At 59.2% G+C, this 16,680-nt stretch carries 15 protein-coding genes, 2 tRNA genes and 2 pseudogenes; 4 read left to right on the top strand and 15 right to left on the bottom strand.

Annotated features, from left to right (window positions below; translation table 11 throughout):
• Window positions 1-665: IS5 family transposase (locus BZK31_RS26385; RefSeq protein WP_083186168.1), on the top strand; the 665-nt coding region annotated here is incomplete at its 5' end.
• A 456-nt stretch (window positions 666-1,121) separates the two neighbouring features.
• On the opposite strand, the gene BZK31_RS26380 is transcribed toward BZK31_RS26385, so the two are convergent.
• Window positions 1,122-1,197: transfer RNA gene (locus BZK31_RS26380), tRNA-Thr, on the bottom strand.
• Between the two features lie 819 nt (window positions 1,198-2,016).
• On the opposite strand from BZK31_RS26380, the gene BZK31_RS26375 reads away from it, so the two are divergent.
• Window positions 2,017-3,027 (top strand): J domain-containing protein, encoded by a 1,011-nt coding sequence (locus BZK31_RS26375; RefSeq protein WP_083186167.1) that lies wholly within the window; start codon window positions 2,017-2,019, stop codon window positions 3,025-3,027.
• Between the two features lie 384 nt (window positions 3,028-3,411).
• Window positions 3,412-3,732 carry a DUF6124 family protein gene (locus tag BZK31_RS26370; protein WP_083186166.1) on the top strand — a complete coding sequence of 107 codons (321 nt, stop codon included), beginning with the start codon at window positions 3,412-3,414 and terminating at the stop codon, window positions 3,730-3,732.
• A 296-nt stretch (window positions 3,733-4,028) separates the two neighbouring features.
• On the opposite strand, the gene BZK31_RS26365 is transcribed toward BZK31_RS26370, so the two are convergent.
• From BZK31_RS26365 to BZK31_RS26345, 5 genes are all read right to left on the bottom strand, one after another.
• Window positions 4,029-5,246: a methyltransferase gene (locus BZK31_RS26365; RefSeq protein ID WP_083186165.1), complete on the bottom strand. Its 1,218-nt coding sequence runs from the start codon at window positions 5,244-5,246 to the stop codon at window positions 4,029-4,031.
• Between the two features lie 55 nt (window positions 5,247-5,301).
• Complete coding sequence (locus tag BZK31_RS26360; protein WP_083186164.1) at window positions 5,302-5,991, bottom strand: ABC transporter permease; 690 nt, start codon at window positions 5,989-5,991, stop codon at window positions 5,302-5,304.
• Entirely contained in the window at window positions 5,988-6,683 is a 696-nt protein-coding gene (locus BZK31_RS26355) for an ABC transporter permease (protein ID WP_083186163.1), read from the bottom strand. The genes BZK31_RS26360 and BZK31_RS26355 overlap by 4 nt, the downstream gene beginning before the upstream one ends.
• A gap of 66 nt (window positions 6,684-6,749) precedes the next feature.
• Entirely contained in the window at window positions 6,750-7,511 is a 762-nt protein-coding gene (locus BZK31_RS26350) for an ABC transporter substrate-binding protein (RefSeq protein WP_083186162.1), read from the bottom strand.
• A gap of 13 nt (window positions 7,512-7,524) precedes the next feature.
• A complete protein-coding gene (locus tag BZK31_RS26345; RefSeq protein ID WP_083186161.1) occupies window positions 7,525-8,298 on the bottom strand; it encodes an ABC transporter ATP-binding protein in 774 nt (257 codons plus the stop codon).
• A 536-nt stretch (window positions 8,299-8,834) separates the two neighbouring features.
• Between BZK31_RS26345 and gabP the strand changes: the two genes are divergently transcribed.
• Window positions 8,835-10,226, top strand: a complete 1,392-nt coding sequence (gabP, locus tag BZK31_RS26335; RefSeq protein ID WP_083186169.1) for a GABA permease — start codon at window positions 8,835-8,837, stop codon at window positions 10,224-10,226.
• A gap of 98 nt (window positions 10,227-10,324) precedes the next feature.
• Here gabP and BZK31_RS26330 read toward each other — a convergent pair whose 3' ends face one another.
• The 9 genes and pseudogenes from BZK31_RS26330 to BZK31_RS26295 form a co-directional block, all read right to left on the bottom strand.
• Window positions 10,325-10,783 (bottom strand): REP-associated tyrosine transposase, encoded by a 459-nt coding sequence (locus BZK31_RS26330; RefSeq protein ID WP_083186159.1) that lies wholly within the window; start codon window positions 10,781-10,783, stop codon window positions 10,325-10,327.
• Window positions 10,784-10,984: 201 nt separating this feature from the next.
• A complete protein-coding gene (locus BZK31_RS26325) occupies window positions 10,985-11,470 on the bottom strand; it encodes a hypothetical protein (protein WP_083186158.1) in 486 nt (161 codons plus the stop codon).
• A gap of 156 nt (window positions 11,471-11,626) precedes the next feature.
• Window positions 11,627-12,094 (bottom strand): annotated as a pseudogene (locus BZK31_RS30715) (methyl-accepting chemotaxis protein); the annotation flags it as partial.
• 102 nt (window positions 12,095-12,196) lie between these two features.
• A pseudogene (locus BZK31_RS30710) lies at window positions 12,197-12,904 on the bottom strand (PAS domain-containing protein); the annotation flags it as partial.
• Between the two features lie 409 nt (window positions 12,905-13,313).
• The gene (locus BZK31_RS26315; protein ID WP_083186156.1) at window positions 13,314-13,595 is read right to left on the bottom strand and encodes a hypothetical protein; all 282 of its coding nucleotides are present in this window, start codon (window positions 13,593-13,595) and stop codon (window positions 13,314-13,316) included.
• A gap of 254 nt (window positions 13,596-13,849) precedes the next feature.
• Window positions 13,850-13,925 (bottom strand) — tRNA-Phe (locus BZK31_RS26310).
• 101 nt (window positions 13,926-14,026) lie between these two features.
• Window positions 14,027-14,299 carry an oxidative damage protection protein gene (locus BZK31_RS26305; protein WP_002555777.1) on the bottom strand — a complete coding sequence of 91 codons (273 nt, stop codon included), beginning with the start codon at window positions 14,297-14,299 and terminating at the stop codon, window positions 14,027-14,029.
• Window positions 14,296-15,363: an A/G-specific adenine glycosylase gene (mutY, locus tag BZK31_RS26300; protein WP_083186155.1), complete on the bottom strand. Its 1,068-nt coding sequence runs from the start codon at window positions 15,361-15,363 to the stop codon at window positions 14,296-14,298. The genes BZK31_RS26305 and mutY overlap by 4 nt, the downstream gene beginning before the upstream one ends.
• A gap of 142 nt (window positions 15,364-15,505) precedes the next feature.
• A partial coding sequence (locus BZK31_RS26295; protein ID WP_157900802.1) for an AsmA family protein occupies window positions 15,506-16,680 on the bottom strand: 1,175 nt, incomplete at its 5' end.

Genomic DNA, 16,680 nt, shown 5'->3' with positions numbered 1-16,680 from the left:
ACTTCCGGCACCTGCTGGAAAAGCATCAATTGGCCCCTGCGATCCTCGCGGTCATCAACGGTTATCTGCAAGAGAAAGGCCTGTCCCTGCGCCAGGGCACAATCGTCGACGCAACCATTATTCATGCCCCAAGCTCGACCAGGAACAAAGACGGCGAGCGCGATCCCGAGATGCATCAGACCAAGAAGGGTAACCAGTATTTCTTCGGTATGAAGGCCCACATCGGTGCTGACGTTGAGTCTGGACTGGTTCATCACGTCCACGGGACCGCTGCCAATGTGGCCGATGTCACCCAAGTCGCCGAACTGCTCCACGGGGAAGAAAACGCGGTGTATGCAGACGCTGGATACACCGGTGTCGAGAAGCGTGAAGAGCATGAAAATCGTGAGGTCATCTGGCAAATCGCTGCGCGGCGCAGCACGTATTCAAAGCTGAACAAACGCAGCCTTTTGTACAAAGCCAAGCGCAAGATCGAGTACTGCAAAGCGCAGACACGTGCCAAGGTTGAGCACCCGTTTCGGGTCATCAAGCGCCAGTTTGGTTACGTGAAAGTACGCTTTCGTGGGCTGATGAAAAATACGGCCCAGCTAACCACGCTATTTGCCCTGTCGAACCTGTGGATGGCTCGAAAACGACTGATGGGTTTGGGTGAGTTGCGCACTTAACACGGAGAACCGAGCGGAAAACGCTCCGCTGCACACTGTATTAGGCCGTTTTCAGTGAATAGCGCTGCGTGTCTGGTGAATTACGGCCTGCCATCGCTGCGCGGCAAGTTGATCGGAGCATCCTTAGTAAAAGGTAATATTATCGCCTTTGTATCGCTTCAATATTACCTTTGCCCGAAAACGCTGAAAGCCACGGTCTGCAAGGGCTGCAGCCATTTTTTCCGAGCCGTATTACTAATATTACCTTTTTTCTGACCCCCCTCAGCTTTTGAGCGGGGCACCCTATACCGAGCGCTTGGCCAGGGTCTCGCGCTACTGCTCATGAGCGTCTGTAGCTGCGGTTGGAGCTCGACGTGGGAGCACGTAAGACAGGCCCGATCGGTGGCCTTGTTACGTGGCTTATTACGTCTGGGGGAAAAAACAAGGGCCTGCATCGCTGCAAGCCCTTGATTTATATGGTGCCGGCACCAGGAGTCGAACCCGGGACCTACTGATTACAAGTCAGTTGCTCTACCAACTGAGCTATACCGGCGTAATGGGCTGCGAGTATATAGAGTCTGATGCGCTTGTAAACCCTAGCTGACTGATTCAGTTGAAAAAAATTGACCATCGGTGCTGTCCGGTGACGGCGTGCAGGACGGGGTCGGTTGAGGATGCAGGATGTTTCCTTGGCTTTTGGCGGATTAGGCTGCCTGATGGTGGGAAGAAAGGTGTTTTGGGGCGTTGGTTTGGCCGTCTGAGGGCGACAGTGTTTCGGCTGTGGTCGGCATGGATTTTTACCCGTCCATGCGAATCAACGGCTTAGGCGGTGGTGGCGATCTGGAGCGGTTGATCGCTTGAGGTGAGTCAGGTGCTTTTGAGCCGTTTGCAGGCTTGGAGGACTTTGCATAGGCTTGTTCTCAACGGCCCAAGCCACTGAGTCAAGCGGCGAGGGGCGTTCACTTTTCAGGTCGGGATAAAGGATTATCCGTTGAATGACACGAAGGATCGTTGCAGGTCTACGCAGAGGCAGTTCTCGGTAGGTCGGCCATTCACTGAGAAGCGGTTAGGCGATATTGGTAATGACGTTTTGTCCGGCCGGACAAACGTCAGGTGACAGAGGGCTATGCATCGTCGTTTGAATCGCATGAATGTGCGTCTGGACGTTGATGAAGTCGTCACCAGGTCGGGTACGGTCAGGGTCGCTTCGGCGGGTCTTGATGGTCTCGATGTTTGAAGAGGGTGCCCGGGTCTCAGGATCCGGGCATTTTTTTGGGTTTGTATCCGGTCTGTAGCATTGCGATTGGAGTTCAGGGGTTTTTGGCCGATACAGCTGTATCAAAATGGCAGTCGGCCATGGACAGCTAGTGCAATGCAGAGAACGCCCACGCATTACGAGCTGCTGAATGTCGCTCGCGATGCCTCTCCTGATCAGATCAAGAAGGCTTATCGCAAGATCGCTCAGAAGCTGCACCCGGACAGGAATTCCGACCCTTACGCCTCGGACATGATGAGCGTCGTCAATGCGTCTCACGATGTGTTGGCCGATGCTGGCAGGCGCGCGGCTTATGACGCGCAGCTGGTGGCCGATGAGCAGGAGGCTCGCGAAGACGCTGCACGCCGCAAACAGATGCAGGCGGCGCGTGGGCGTGCCGTTCATGTTTATGCCAGCACTGCGGGCGCGGCTTCTGCCACGCCGCAACGTCCCGTTTACACCGGCCCCGAGCGCCGGGCCAATGCACCCGCCAAACCTTCCAATGCGCAACGCCACAGCAGTGCCTGGCGCTGGGCGACGGTGTTCGTGATTTTTTGCGCGGGTGGTGCCTGGATGGGGTATGACCCGAACGCGGGCAAGTCATTTGTGCCAACCGAATCAGTGCCGCCGGTCGCGCAGCCGTGGGTCAAGCCTGCCGCTGCGCCGGTCGAAGAGCCGCTCAATGTGGTGCAAAAAGTGGTGGAGGCTGAAGTGCCCGAGTGCGAAGCGCCGACGGTTGATCCGCTGGGCGCGCCCTGGCCGCAGAAGGCGGGTTACCTCAAAGAGATGCCAGCGCTCAAGGACAATGGCTGGTCTCAGATCACGGTCGACAATACGGCAGGCGGTGCGGCGGTGTACGCCAAGGTTACGGATGCGGTGGGGCGCAAGGCGTTTCGGCATGCGTACATTCCGGTGGGTGCGTCGTTCACGTTCGCGAAGATGGATGCAGGTCTGTACTTGCTCAAGTACAAGATGCTCGATACGGGATGTGCGTTTGCGTCGGGTCGGATTTTGCTGGAAGAGACGCCGATGGGCAGTCAGATCAAGTCCAGTGCCTACAAGCTGACGTTGCGCAAGTTGCAGGGGCGCAGTGTGCCGTTTACCCGTTTGAAGGATGATCAGTTCTAGAGTCGACGTGACGGTATCGCCGTTCTCCACGGGCCGTGAATCATGATTTGCAACGCTTTCAGGCCCGGTTTTGAAGGCTTCGTCTCTTTCCTTTGCGGGACATTTCCGAGAGAATCCCAACCCGCTTGTGCCGCTCGTTCTGTGCTCTTAATCTCTGCCCCGTCGCTGCCCATCAGCGATAGGGTTTAGTCGCCCGGCTTCGAGTTAAGGCGCATTGCGCCGCTGTATTGGTTCAGGTCTTCGGATCTGTGCTCTATGGCGGCTGTGCCTAGGGCACCTTCGGGTGCGCCGGTTCTTAGCTCCCGGTCGACTAACCTTCGTACAGCCGCCACCTTCAATCGTTTAGTCGCGACTCGGTGACGGTTTCACTGAGGAGAGCTAAGCATGGTCAAAGTCACCCCCGATCCACCCTCGAAAACATCCACGCCGGTCTTCGATCAGGCCGTGGTCAAACGCGCCATGGCGTGCTACCTGCCCACCAGCCGATCATCTAACGAATCCCCGAAAAACAGCTGCGACTATATGAGCCTGGAAGCAACGTTACTGCACGCACTGGACTTTCTGCGTTGCGCCTCCGCGACCGCCTATGAACTGGGCGACGAATTGAACGGGTCACAGCGCGACCTGGCGTTCGCCGCCATGCACATGGCCGAAATGGCCAAAGTCATGGTCGAGCGATCATTGGAGTGCGTAGAACAAGTCTGACAGTGTGTATCGAAGCGGATCGTGCGCAGGGTTGTTTCCAGTGCGCGATCCACATCCGGACAGGCCTGTTCCAGAGCCGTTACCAAATCTTTATGCACAATCGCTACATAAAGATTTGCGCACATAGCTGTAAATGTGCAGCTGAATGGATTGTGCCGCAAACCACTGTTTTTAAGGGTTCTTGACACAGTGGACAGGAAAAATACAGGGCTTGAGTAACTGGCGCGCCAAGCTTTAACACGCCAGTCAGAATTTTAATCAACAGACTTATCCACAGGATGTTCCGTTGTTTTACATCACGATTTGTGGGCGAGTATCAGCAGGTTGCGCGGCGTGAGTTGCCGGTCACAAAAAGTCCCCACGCTGACCCGGTAACCCTGCTCCTGCACATACAGCGCCTTGTCCAGCACCAGCCACATCTCCAGCGCACGCCGAAACAGATTCTGCACCAGCTCAAGGTTGCGCACCTGCGCCAGCCGTTGCCAGCCTGCGGCCTCCAGCTCGGCCCAGTTCTGCTCACCCGGCGAGGGCAGGTTTTTCAGCTGGACCAGATGTTCGCAATAGTCCGCATACGGCACATCGAGCCATGCGACGGGCAGCGACGGCGTGGGCAGGTACTCATCGATGTCGCGCAATTGGCGTTGCAACAGGTCGAAGCCGAGCCGCCTTGCCATCGACGCATCACGCTGGCGTCGCACACGTGCGCCTGCGGTCACGGTCTCGCTCAGCGGCAGGCCCAGTTCATCGCGTGACAGCCTGAGCCCCGACGCCTTGCCTTCGCTGGACAACGGTTGATAGTGATCGAAGCGGGTACGGTTGTAACAGCATGGCGCAACGGCCATCTGTTCGCAGCCGGTGTGGCTGGCCAGTTGCAGCAGTTGCACGTGCAGGTCGCCGCAGGCATGCAGCGCCACTGGCGTGTGGTGCTGTTGCAGGCTGCGCCAGGCGTCGTCGGCCATGACGTCCTGCGGCACATGTTCGGCGTTAAGGCCGAGGCGGGCGCTCAGCGTCAGGCCCGCCTCCACCAGCGCAGGATCGCGTTCCAGGCAGGTCAGTTGCTGGCCGCGACCGGTCAGGCGCCGCCCCAGATGTCCCTTGCCCGCGCACCAGTCCAGCCAGTGGGTACCGGCTTGCGAAGTGTCCAGATGACGGGCGAAGGCTTCGATCTGCTGCCATTTGCGGCCCGGCACATCGACACTCATGCGCGGCTCGACCGGCGCAAGGGGATAGACCGGCAGCTCGGCGACGTGGCTCAGCGCAACGGCTTCAGCCGCCAGGGCGGCGAACGGGAAGGGCGCATCGAGCTGATCGGGGTCCAGGTGCGCGGCTTCGGCCTGTTCGAGCGTACGTCCGCGCAGCCAGAGTGCGAGCTGCGGATAGTGGTCTTCCCACGGCAGGTGTCGATGGGTGAAAGGTCTCGGTCGCCACAACCCTTGATGCGCGAACAGGAAACTGTCCAGCGCACCGAAGTGGCTGCGAAGCTGATCGTTCTGCAGGCTGGGTTCAGACATCATGGTGGGCGGCTTCGCGTAAAGGGGGCTGGTGGGTCACAAGCCAGCCCCCTTCATATCAGCGACCTTGGCTGGCGTCTACGCGCAACAGCTTTTCCAGCAGGCGGAAGCCTTGTACCAGCACGAATGCCATGACGAGGTAGAACAGACCGGCGGCGAAGAAAATCTCCACCGGCATGTAGGTGCGCGCAATAATCGTGCGCGCCATGCCGGTCAACTCCAGCAGCGTGACGGTGCTGGCCAGGGCGCTGGCCTTGAGCATCAGGATCACTTCGTTGCTGTAGGCGGGCAGGCCGATGCGGGCGGCGCGTGGCAGGACGATGTAGAACAGCGCCTTCCACTTCGACATGCCCAAGGCCCGCGCAGCCTCGACCTCACCTGGCGGCACGGCCTGGATTGCGCCGCGCAGGATTTCCGCGATATAGGCGGCGGTATGCAGCGTCATCGTGATGACCGCACACCAGAACGGGTCGCGCAGGTACGGCCACAGCGCGCTTTGGCGCACGGCATCGAACTGCGCCAGCCCGTAATAGACCAGAAACAGCTGCACCAACAGCGGCGTGCCGCGAAAGAAGAAGATGTACGCATACGGCAGCGCACGCACCGGCCAGTGACGCGAGGCGCGCGCGATGCCCAGCGGGATGGCGAGGATCAGGCCGGCAATCACGGCAATCGCCACCAGTTCCAGCGTCAGGGTCGCGCCTTGGGCCAGTCGCGGCAGCCACTTGATGATGACTTCCCAGTTCATGACGCACTCCTCGCAAAGCCGCGACCGGCGCGTTTCTCGAGGAAATACATGCCGGTCATGGCGAGCACGGTCAGGCCCAGGTACATCACGGCAGCGACCATGTAGAACGTGAACGCTTCTTTGGTGAAGCCCACGGCAATCTGCGCGTGGCGCATGATTTCCTCCAGGCCGATCACGGAAACCAGTGCGGTGTCTTTCATCAGGATCATGAACAGGTTACCCAGGCCGGGCAGGGCGATGCGCCACATCTGCGGCAGTATCAGCTTGTACAGAATGCGCGAGCGCGACATGCCCAGCGCAAGGCCCGCTTCACGGTGCCCTTTCGGAATGGCCAGGATGGCGCCGCGAAACACTTCGGTGGCGTATGCGCCGAAGCACAGGCCCAGCGCGATGACGCCCGCAGCGAAGGCGCTCAGCGCCAGGTCCGGTTTGCCGAACAGTTCCCCCAGCGCACGCATGCCGTTGACGGTGCCGAAGTAGATCAGCAACACCCAGAGCAGTTCGGGCACGCCGCGTACCAGGGTCGAGTATGTGCCGCCGAGCCATTGCAGAGGCTTGAACGGCGAGGTCTTGGCCAGGGCGCCGAGCAGTCCGAGTACCAGCCCCAGGCACAGGGCCGAAAGTGCCAGTTGGACCGTCATCAGCGCGCCAGCCGCAAGGGCCGGGCCGAATCCGTGGAGATCAATGTTCATGGGCAGGCTTTGTCAGGACGGGGCGCCGCGCTTCGCGTAGAAGCGGCGGCGACACGGTCGGGTGAATCAGAGAATGCTGAAAGGGAAATACTTGTCGTTGATCTTCTTATAAGTGCCGTCAGCGATGATTTCTTTCAGGGCAGCGTTCAGACGCTCACGCAGCGGATCGCCCTTGCGCACAGCGATACCGATCTTGTCGTTCTGCTCGACCGGTTCGCCCTTGAACTCGAAGTTCTTGCCGGCGTCGCTTTTCAGCCACTCGTAGCTCACGTACTTGTCGGCGAGCATGGCATCGACGCGGCCGGAGACCAGATCCAGGAAAGCGTTTTCCTGAGTGTCGTACAGCTTGGCGTCGAGTATGCCGAGCTTGTCTTCCAGCCAGGTGGCGGCCAGGGTCGAACGCTGTGCGCCGATGGCCTTGCCCTCAAGGCTCTCTTTGGCTTTCTCGATCGAGGAGACATCGATGGACGAGGTCTTCGGTGCGATGAACTGCAGCTTGTTCGAGTAGTAGGGGTCGGTGAAGTCGACCACCTGCTTGCGCTCGTCGGTGATGGACAGCGATGAGATCAGGAAATCGAATTTCTGCGCGTTGAGGGCCGGAATGATGCCATCCCAGTCAGAGGTCACCACCTGGCACTCGGCCTTGAGCTTGGCGCACAGGGCCTGGCCGATTTCATAGTCGAAGCCGACGACCTGACCGCTTGCGTCCTTATTGTTGAACGGCGGGTAGGCCGCTTCGATACCCATCTTCAGGGTTTCAGCAAATGCACTGGTCGTGAAAGCCAGGGTGGCCGCTGCGACCAGCAAGAACTTCTTGTACGTCTGCATGGATATTGCTCCGTTAGCGGTGACTCGACATGAATTGTTTGCACCTTACCGACAGCGGGTTCTCGAACACTTGCTGCGGTGTGCCCTGTTCTTCGACCAATCCTTGATGCAAAAACACGACTTCACTTGAAACCTGACGTGCGAAATTCATTTCGTGAGTCACCAGCAGCATGGTACGGCCTTCTTCGGCCAGGGCGCGGATGACGTTGAGCACTTCCTGGACCATCTCCGGGTCGAGTGCCGAGGTCGGTTCGTCGAACAGAATGACCTTGGGCTGCATGGCCAGCGTGCGGGCGATGGCTGCGCGCTGTTGCTGGCCGCCGGAGAGTTGCGCGGGGTAGGCGTGGCGTTTGTCAGCGATGCCGACCTTGGCCAGCAGGGCTTCGGCGACTTCGATGGCTTCGGCCTTGCTCTGACCCAGAACGCGGCGCGGGGCTTCGATGATGTTATCGAGCACACTCATATGTGGCCACAGGTTGAAATTCTGGAACACGAAGCCGATCTCGCTGCGCAGGCGATTGATCTGTTTATTGTCGGCGGCAACCAGTTCGCCGTTGCGAGCGGCCTTGAGTTTGAGCTCTTCGCCGGCCACCAGGATCTGGCCCTGATGCGGATTTTCCAGCAGGTTGATGCAGCGCAGCAAGGTGGATTTGCCGGAGCCGGATGAACCCAGAATCGAGATGACATCACCGTCACGCGCGGTCAGCGAGATGCCTTTGAGCACCTCCAGCTGATCGTAGCGCTTGTGCAGGTTGCGGATTTCCAGGGCGGGCGTGGCCTCGGCCATGTGGGGTCCTCATCAATAGGGTGCGCTGATGCTGCTGGCGAGCGCCAAGCTAGCACAGCGTTCAAAAGACGACCAACAGCGTTGAACGGTCAATGCGACAGCGTTTTGCGGGTTGTCACGTCGCAGCAGCAGACTGTTGCCAACGGACAAGCGGACGCGTGTGTCGAATGGACGTTCGAGGTGGGCGTGCGCAAAAAAGGCGCGATGTTGCCAGCTTTGGCCAAGGGTTGGAAGCAGCATTTGCCGAGCGGCAGCCCGTTCTACGCACCGAATGTGATCTTTTTCTGAGTGCGTGATCTTTTTTGGTGCGCTCCTGTAACGGTTTTTGGGGCGATCGGTAACAATGACCGTCTTATAGACCACTACTCAATGTTGTCCACTTTTGCACGGTCGCGCTACAGCCCTTGTGTTTCAGGAGCGACGTCGTTTTCGAAATATTTTGGCGCAATTCTTGCGTCAATAATAAAGAACGGCACCGTTGCTTTCTTTTTACGAGTCGCTTCGGTGTGCCTCGCTCGTCTTGCACAGGTGGTTTTATGAGCAGTACCGCTAACTCTTCCGAGCTCGAACAAGGGCTGAAACCTCGACACATCACCATGCTGTCGATCGCTGGCGTCATCGGCGCCGGTCTGTTCGTAGGCTCCGGCCACGCCATCGCCGAAGCCGGGCCTGCCGTGCTGCTGGCTTACGCTGCAGCGGGTACGCTGGTGGTACTGGTCATGCGCATGCTGGCCGAAATGGCCGTCGCCTCGCCTGATACCGGCTCATTCTCCACGTACGCCGACCGCGCGATCGGGCACTGGGCCGGCTTCACCATCGGTTACCTGTACTGGTGGTTCTGGGTGCTGGTGATTCCGCTGGAGGCCAATGCGGCCGCGACCATTCTGCATGCCTGGTTCCCGGACATCGCGATCTGGGTGTTCACGCTGGTCATCACGCTGCTGCTGACCGCGACCAACCTGTTCAGTGTGAAGAACTACGGCGAGTTCGAGTTCTGGTTTGCGCTGATCAAGGTCGTGGCGATCATCGCGTTCGTGGTGCTGGGGGTTGCAGCGATTTTCGGTCTGCTGCCGACCAGCAATGTCAGCGGCGTCAGTCATCTGTTCGACACGGGCGGCTTCTTGCCTAACGGCATGGGCGCGGTACTGGCAGCCATGTTGACCACCATGTTTTCGTTCATGGGCACGGAAATCGTGACCATCGCGGCAGCAGAATCGAAGAATCCGGGCAAACAGATCACCAAGGCTACCAATTCGGTGATCTGGCGGATCTTCCTGTTCTATCTGGTTTCGATCTTTATCGTTGTGTCGCTGGTGCCGTGGAACGATCCGCGACTGGCTCAAGTGGGCTCTTACCAGACCGTACTGGATGCGATGGGCATTCCCAACGCCAAGTTGATCGTCGATCTGGTGGTGCTGGTCGCGGTGACCAGTTGCCTAAACTCGGCGCTGTACACCGCCTCGCGCATGCTGTTTTCGCTGGGCAAGCGCGGTGACGCGCCAGCGCTGTCCAGGCGCACCAGCAAGGGCGGCACGCCATACTGGGCAGTACTGCTGTCGACGGCTGCGGCGTTTTTGACCGTTTTCGCCAACTACGTGGCGCCGGCTGCGGTGTTCGATTTCCTGCTCGCCAGTTCGGGCGCGATTGCGTTGCTGGTGTACCTGGTAATCGCCGTCTCGCAACTGCGCATGCGCCAGAAGCGTATCGCTGCAGGTGAACCCATCGACTTCAAGATGTGGCTGTTCCCGTGGCTGACCTGGCTGGTGATCGCGTTTATCGTAGCGGTGTTGACGATCATGCTGATCCAGGAAGAGCACCGCGTCGAAATCATCGCCACCGGTGTGCTCAGCCTGCTGGTCGTAGCCGCCGGCCTGATCGTCGCCCGCCGTCGCAAGACCGGACGTGTAGGCGCCGCCGCACTGAGTTGATCGCCTCGCGGCTCCTGCCTCATCGGGCAGGAGCCGCACCTTCTTTTGCTTGGTGGGAGCCAACTGTCCGCGATAAACAGCCGCTTCCTGTGGCCCCCTCAGACCCAGACCGCATCCCAGAGTGGGTAGTCGCCGATTTTTTCGACCAGCCCGGCGCGCAACGGGTTGGCAACGATGTAGCGGGCCAGCGGGATCAAGTCTTGCTCCCTGCGCACCGCTTTGTCGTGATAACCCGACTGCCACAATGTCTCGGGATGACTACTCAATTTGCCCACTGCTATCGAACTGCGTGCCTTGACCTGCTGCATGAGTCTGGGCAGGTCATTTGTTTCAAGTTGCAGCAGCCAATGAAAATGGTCAGGCATCACAACCCAGGCAAGGGATCTGGCCAGCCTCTGCTCTTCACAGCGCCTCAACTCCCTGACGAGCAAGCGACCTAGGGGTATCTCTGCGAACACAGGTTCCCGTTTGCGGGTTGTGGACGTCACCATATAGATCTGGCCAATTGCAGAGTGACGCCCAGTGCGCAACCGTCGTGATGCGGCGAAGTCAGGCATTCCCTTGCCCTCCAGATGCTGTTCAAAGTCCTCACTTTAGTGGGCGTTTGGCAGGGGCGCAGGGAAATGCTTTTGCAGCGTATGAGCAGATGTTTTTCGCGGACAAGTCAGCTCCCACGGTATCAGCTCCCACGGTAAACGACGGCGCGAACCGCTGATGTGATGCACGACCTGTGGGAGCGGACTTGTCCGCGAAGGGGGTCAGCGCATGGCCTTGGCGTCGCGCTTCATCAGCAGGTCCGACGCCTGCTGGAAATCGGTCTGAAAGGCTTTGCTCTCGACCCACTCCACTGCTGTGTCTTCATCTTCGTTGTGATGGATGGCGCGGTAGGTGATGAGCAGGCCCATCATGAAGTCAGTGGCAGCGTCTTCTTCTTCCTCGGAAATCACCAGCGCCAGTACCGGGTATTGCAGGAACACCAGGCACATCGCCAACTGGCTGATGGCTTCGGCGGCTTTCATGGTATCGAACAGATCTTCGTAGTCAGCGGGTTCGAAACCATTCTCCTCGATGTCCTTGAAGTCGAACGTGCTCAGGTCCACCAGCACATCGTCGAACGGCTGATTGACCAGCGCAGAAGCAAAGACCGGGTGCACGACTGCGGTCGGTGACTTGCCGGAGCGGTTCTGCTTGGCCTTGATCTTTGCGCGCTTGGCACGTTTCTGTTGCTTGTCCGGCGAGGCCATTAGGCGGTCCTTTTTCAGGCGGTGAAGGCAATGGCGGCTATTGAAACGCAGACCGGCGTAATAGCCAAGGCTTTGGCGACACACGCCGATTGCCTGCGCACTGAAAATAAAAACCCGCACTCAGCGGGTTTTTGGGGCAGGAGCATTATCGTGGCGTCATTTTTTACCGGTTTTTGAAAACGCTTCCGCTTCGTCCATGCGATTGGCAAACATGCTGACCGCCTCCACGGCATCGCTCGCCCCGTCACGAATCTGCACGATCACCTGGCCAGCCTGATCGGCCAGCGTCACGCCACGGTTGGCGCCTTCCTGGGTTGCGCTCATGCTCGTGACGGCCTCGCGAGTTTCGGCCAGGATCTTGCCGATCATCTCGGCGATTTCCGTGGTCGAGCCGCTGGTGCGTCCCGCCAGTTGCCGGACTTCATCGGCCACCACCGCAAAGCCGCGACCCTGATCGCCCGCGCGTGCAGCTTCGATTGCGGCGTTGAGCGCCAGAAGGTTGGTCTGGTCGGCAATGCCGCGAATAGTGTTGACGATGGCGGTGATCTGCTCCGAACGGTCGCCCAGCTGGCTGACCAATCTGGCGGACGAGCCGATATTCTGAGCTATCTGACGCATCTCCCGCGCCGTTTCCTGAATCACCAGCGTGCCCTGTTCGGCGACTTTCTCGGTTTCGGCCGAGATGTGGTACGCCTTGGAGGCACCGTGCGCGTCGGCTTCCTGCTGTTCGACGCGTTCGGTGATGTCGCTGGCGAACTTGACGATTTTGTACAGCTTGCCCTCGACGTCAAAGACCGGATTGTAGGTCGCCTCCAGCCACACCACTCGGCCATGCTTGCCCAGGCGCTTGAACTGACCACCGACAAACTGGCCCTGGTTCAGCTTGCGCCAGAACTCGGCGTACTCCGAGCTGTTGACGAAGGCGGGCTCACAAAAGGTTCTGTGATGCTTGCCTTTGATTTCGGGTAGCGCGTAGCCCATGACGTGCAGGAAGTTGTCGTTGGCCACCAGGACCTGCCCGGAAGGGTCGAACTCGCAGACCGCCATGGCCCGATCCACTGCCTTGAGCTTGCTGTGGGTTTCGTTTTCGAGCATGACCTTCCCGGTGACGTCCAGCGCGTACTTGACCACCTTGATCACTTTGCCCTGCGCATCCGCTACCGGGTTGTAGCTGGCCTCCAGCCAGACACTTTTGCCGCTCTTGGCAACCCGTTTGAACGTGCCGGATATGAACTTCCCCGCCCGCAGCGATGCCCACAAGTCAGCATATTCGCGACTGCGCGCCAGTTCGGGTTCACAGAAATCACGGTGGGTCTTGCCGGCAAGCTCGTCTGCCCGGTAACCCATTGCTGTAAGGAAGTTATCGTTGGCTCGAAGAATCTTTCCTTCGAGGTCCAGCTCAACCACCGCCATCGATTTTTCAAGCGCGGCCATCAGTCCCTTTGCGCTGCTCACTTCTGCCTTCATGGCTGCCAGTTCAGTTTTGATTTTATTCCCGAACATAACGTGCCCCTGATGTTGTTTTACGGAACTCTTGTTATGAGGCTATCGACAAGAAGTGTGAGGGCATTAGCCCGGCATACCGCGATATGACAGACGGATGCCGTCGAAAGTTGACGTCAAGAATATGAAAGTTTTTCGAAGGCAAAAGTGAAGAGGATGTACGCCGGTTGGCGGCAAGGCTGGTGTCTTGGAGGGCAGGGGGCGCGCCAGGCGCAGGTATCACCAAACGCCAGACAAAGAAAAGCCCGCGATGGGGGAGCGGGCTTAAGGATTCACACTTGGGAGCAGCTCTACAATGGCTGATCGGCTGTGAAAACTTTGTGAAGAAAACAGGCTGTTTTTACTTTTTTTCAGGGGTCTGAATGGTGTTGGTCACTTCGGAGCTCGGCACGAAGGTTTTTGACTCTTCAGCCGCCGCTTCCTTGGACGCGGCCTTGTCTTTGGCGGCTTCGGCGTTTTCTTTCGCCGCGTCATTCACCTTGGCCTGGGCAGATTCCATCTTCTGCTGAGCGTTTTCCTGATGCGCCTGAGCGTCCTGCGCTTTCTGTTCGGATTTGCTGTCGCAGGCAGCGAGGCCAAGGGTGGCGGCGATGACGAGGGCGGAGGCAGTAAACTTGAGCACAGGATTTTTCCCTTTGGAAACAAATGTATGGCTTCGAGGGGGAGGGCGGGGCATTAGTTCAATAGGGTTGCAGGGCGGTCGAGTTTGGGTTGGTGCGCTGCAAGGATGCTCGAAAACAAAAGCCGAGCGCTGCTGTGGGCTTGGTCTGCCATGTATGCTTTCAGATTTATGGACCGCCAGACAGCAAAAAGCCCGCACTAGGCGGGCTTCTTGTGTGTTTTCCGGTGTGGCTGGCATCACCTGAAAACGAAAGGTGGTGCCCAGAGACGGAATCGAACCGCCGACACGGGGATTTTCAATCCCCTGCTCTACCGACTGAGCTATCTGGGCAACGGGGCGCATTAAACGTGTTTTTCAGGAGGTCGTCAAGCGTGTCGTCAAAAAATATTGAATTATTACCGACGCTTACGACCTCCATTGCGTGAAACGCTTTATTTCTCGGGTGGAACGTAGCCTTCGGCCTGGGCGTATTCCTCGCCGGACAGGAACTTGTCCATCTCGGTCTGGAGGAATTTGCGGTCCTCGGCGTTCATCATGTTCAGGCGGCGCTCGTTGATCAGCAGGGTCTGGTGTTTCTGCCAGTCGGCCCAGGCTTTCTGCGAGACGTGGTTGAAGATGTCTTCGCCCTTGGCGCCCGGATACGGGGCGCGTTCCAGGCCGGGCAGTTCTTCTTTATATTTGCGGCACATTACGGTGCGGGTCATGACGACTCTCCTGCATTCAATACGTCGGCTGCGCGTTTGAGCAGCTTTTTCACCGGGGCAGCAAGGCCCAGGCGCGGCGGGGTGGCGAGGTTATACCAGAGCCAGTCGGGCTCGGCCACGTGATGCGCGGACTCCTGAACCTGTACCAGCCAGGGTTCGATGCTCAACTGGAAGTGGCTGAAGGTGTGAATCAGGCCGGGCAATTCGTGATGTTCGCCCAGCTCCAGCGAATGCTGCGTCGCCAGATGCTGCAGGTCATCGAAGTCATCGAGTTCCGGCAGGCTCCACAGACCGCCCCACAGTCCGCTGGAAGGGCGACGGTAAAGCAGAATCGCGCCGTCGCGGTTGGCGAGCATCGGCATGAGCGTGCGCTTCTGCGGTACGGTCTTGCGCGGCTTGGGGATCGGGTAGCGGGTTTCCAGGCCCAGCATGTGTGCCTGGCAGCCGCGTTCGAGCGGGCAGAGCAGGCAACTGGGTTTGCTGCGAGTGCAAAGGGTTGCGCCCAGGTCCATCATCGCCTGGGTGTAATTGTTCACTCGGGTGTGCGGCGTGAAGCGTTCTGCGGTGGCCCACAACTGTTTCGCGACCTTGGGTTCGCCCGGATAGCCTTCCTGCGCGGTGAAGCGGGCCAGAACGCGTTTCACGTTGCCGTCGAGGATCGGTGCGCGAATGCCCATGCTCAGGCTGGCGATGGCGCCCGCGGTGGACAGGCCGATGCCGGGCAGCAGAATGAGCTTTTCGACATCACGAGGAAACTCCCCGTCGTGATCGGCCATCACGATGCGGGCGGTCTTTTGCAGGTTGCGGGCGCGGGTGTAGTAACCAAGGCCGGTCCACAGGTGCAGCACTTCGTCTTCCGGCGCTTCGGCCAGCGCCTGCACGGTGGGCAATGCCTCCATGAAGCGGTCGAAGTAGCCAAGCACGGTGCTGACCTGGGTTTGCTGCAACATGATTTCCGACACCCAGACCCGATACGGCGTGATGCCTTGCTGCCAAGGCAGGTCGTGTCGGCCGTGGCGGTCGTACCAATCCAGAACTGCGCTGGAGAATTGCTCGGGTTGCATCGCCTGACGGGCTCCTGTGAAACGACTCATGACCGGGTGAAACGCTATTGTTCATGTGGGAGCGGGCCTGCTCACAAGGGCTGTTCTGAACGGCCTTTCGCGAGCACGCGTGCCCCCCACGGTTTCTATGTGGGCGTGAAGCCTATCGTTTGAACAATCCCTTGAGCGCGTCCTTGAGTTCCGGGCTGACCTTGTCGCCCAGTTTCTCGTTGAGCTTGTCTTCGAGTTTCTCGCTGATCCGGTCGCCGGCCAGTTTCGCGGCGATCTGGCCGACGCCCTCGCGGTCCAGGCGGCAGGCTTTGGCGCCCAGTTCCAGCGGGCCTCGGCACTGCACCGGCCATTCGATGCCGACGTAACGCGGATTGATCTCGCAGGCCGGGTCCGGCATGTCGCTCTTGTCGCCTTCGATGATGATGCCGACGCGATAGTTCATGCCCAGCACGCGCAGGTCGACATCACCGTTGCCGTTGACGGTCAGACCCGGAATGCGCACTTTCAGATCAGGGTTGCTGGCGACGCCGTTGCGCAGCACCAGATTGCCGTTGAGCTGCTGGAACGGCGTGTCCTTGGCACGGGGTTCGCCGGTCAGCGGCTTGCGGTTCAGCGTTGAAATGCCCTTGCACAGCTGCTGTTCGAGGTTGGCGTTGACCAGCACACCGTTGTTGAGGGCGAAGCTGGCGGTGCCGTTCAGGCTGTCGATCAGGGCCTTTTCACTGTTGCCCTTGCCGGTCAGGTCGCTGTTGAGGGTCAGCAGGCCGCGCACCGGCGGGGTCTGGCCCTGACTCTCCAGGACGCGCTCGATCGGCATTTTGGCCACACGGGTCTGCACGCTGATCGCCGGAATATCGGCACGCGCATCCAGATTGCCTTTTACGTCGAAGTTGCCGTTGTAGAGATCGCCGCTCAATGTATCGAGCTTGATCACACCGCCCAGGGCCTGTGTCTTGAGCGCTGCGTTCTGGATCGGCAGTTTGTCGATCGTCAGTTTGCCGAAACTCATGTCCGCCTCGACATCCAGCGTGCGCAGGCGCTCCAGAGGCAACAGTTTGGCCGTGCTCCAGGCTGCTTTGGTCGGCTGTTCGGGCAGCGGCGAATCGCCAGCGACCGCTGCGGCTTCTCCGCTCTGCACTTCGGATTTGCGGGCGGCCTTGGCGCCTTTGCTTTCTTCGCTTTCGGCCGGGCGATAACGGTCGGCGTCGAAGGTGTCGCCCTTGAGCTGAACGCGCAGAGCCTGTTTGGCGAAATCGTCTATCGCGATACGACCGGTGAAGGTGCTGTCGTCGACTTTCAGGGTCAGTCCGTCCAGCACTACGCTGG

The sequence above is a fragment of the Pseudomonas floridensis genome, from assembly GCF_002087235.1.
Classification (GTDB): Bacteria; Pseudomonadota; Gammaproteobacteria; order Pseudomonadales; family Pseudomonadaceae; genus Aquipseudomonas; species Aquipseudomonas floridensis.
The sequence above is the reverse complement of the archived record's forward strand: the minus strand, read 5'-3'. Positions and strand labels throughout refer to the sequence as shown.